Source organism: Myxococcus sp. CA039A (assembly GCF_013336645.1).
Taxonomy (GTDB): Bacteria; Myxococcota; Myxococcia; order Myxococcales; family Myxococcaceae; genus Myxococcus; species Myxococcus llanfairpwllgwyngyllgogerychwyrndrobwllllantysiliogogogochensis.
Genome location: NZ_JABUMQ010000648.1, coordinates 1 through 1,561, shown reverse-complemented (window position 1 = coordinate 1,561; position 1,561 = coordinate 1). Strand labels below are relative to the sequence as shown.

2 protein-coding genes are annotated in these 1,561 nt (G+C 58.6%); one reads left to right on the top strand and one right to left on the bottom strand.

Going from position 1 to position 1,561, the window contains the following annotated elements:
• The first annotated feature begins 201 nt into the window (after positions 1-201).
• Positions 202-1,164, top strand: coding sequence for a DUF2971 domain-containing protein (locus tag HR086_RS46745; protein ID WP_174468900.1), 963 nt, complete (start codon positions 202-204; stop codon positions 1,162-1,164).
• A gap of 15 nt (positions 1,165-1,179) precedes the next feature.
• On the opposite strand, the gene HR086_RS46740 is transcribed toward HR086_RS46745, so the two are convergent.
• The coding region (locus HR086_RS46740) for a hypothetical protein (RefSeq protein ID WP_174468899.1) at positions 1,180-1,561 on the bottom strand (382 nt) is incomplete at its 5' end.

Genomic DNA, 1,561 nt, shown 5'->3' with positions numbered 1-1,561 from the left:
GTCACCCCGAACGCTGGAGCCGCGACACTCGCAACTGGACGCCAGCAGGCCCCGTCCGTCTCGGCCCCTCTCCGAACCTCACCCCGGCCGTGCAGGAGTTGAAGCGCATCGGCTGAACCCTCTCACGCGACATCTACCTTGACGCTCACCGCGACCAGCAGACCAGAATAGATTCAGCACTCACAAGGGGACGGCTGATCTATGCAAACACCGACCCACCTCACCCCACAAATGAACCCAGACCCAATCTACCAGAACGACATCAACTCAATCAAAGATCAGTTCTTTTCCGAATTCTCAACCCTTGACGACGCCCCTCCTGACACGCTCTATCACTACACCGACCCAGGAGGGCTGCTCGGAATACTGAACACCAAGGCATTATGGTTCAGCCGGTCCGGCTTCCTTAATGACGCAACGGAAGCAACCCACGGACTTTCACTCATTCAGGCGGCACTCAAGGAAAAACTCGAACTCAAAAACACAAGACTCTCCGCATCGCTACTCCAGACCACCGAAAGGAAAATTGGCACATTCCTAACCAGCAACTTTGCCCCATTCATCACATGCTTCTGCGCGAGCGGCGACCTCCTTAGCCAATGGCGCGGATATGGGTCACTAGGCGGTGGCTTCGCTATCGGATTCAGCCCGAACGAACTTGAGGCCCGCGTCAAGACCAAAGACAGGCCGGCGATTCTAGCAAAGGTCATTTACGACATAGAGCATCAAAAGTCCTACATCAGTCGAGCCATAGATTCATTCTGCGCCCTGGCTGACAGTTGGGAGGTAGCGGGCTGGAAGGCAGAAAGCGACGAACTCATCGAAGCCGCCGACATAGGGCTTCGCACAGCGCTGATCGATGCATTCTTTCGATTCAAGCACCCAGGCTTTGCTGAAGAGAATGAATGGAGGCTAATTGTCTTCGAAAAAATGGACCACCCAGCCCTTAGTTTCCGGTCCGCTGGTCCTCGAATCATCCCATACTTCTGCATTAACATGTGCAGGATAACTACGCCTCCCGAGAGTCTTCCCATTACAAGAATCGTCTGCGGCCCAACCGTGAATCAGGAACTCACCAAACAGGCGTTAGCACTCCGGCTTGCACAGGATCCTGGACTTAGAGACGTCAAGGTCGAAGCGTCACTCGTACCATTTCGAGCTTAGGATGACCTTGAACACCTACCTGTCGTCCTGCCAGAGCTCAAGGTGGTCCGTGGTCATTACCTTCCGCGTCCGCCGGGCCAGTTCCGGCTGGAGTAGGAGCCCACGGGCGTAGGACTGGGCGGCCTTCCGCAACCGGTCCTTCGCCCTCGCGAACTCCTCCTCGTCGTCGCCCGCATCCGCGTAGGCCAGGGCGGCCGCGACGAGCCGCTCCCACGGGGTGGCGTACGTCTCCGCCACCGGCGTGGACAAGGGCTGCCCCCGAGTCGCCCGCTTCTGATGCGCGTGGCAGTGGCTCCGCTCAGGCGCGGAGTTCCGCGTGCAGTCGGCCACCGTGCACTGCTCGGGGGGGGGCCACGTCGTCACGTGCGCATGGAAGGGAACGGGGGCGCTGTTGAGG

Excerpts from the sequence above, each read along its gene's own strand:
- HR086_RS46745 (WP_174468900.1), top strand. The coding sequence starts at position 202 with ATGCAAACACCGACCCACCTCACCCCACAAATGAACCCAGACCCAATC.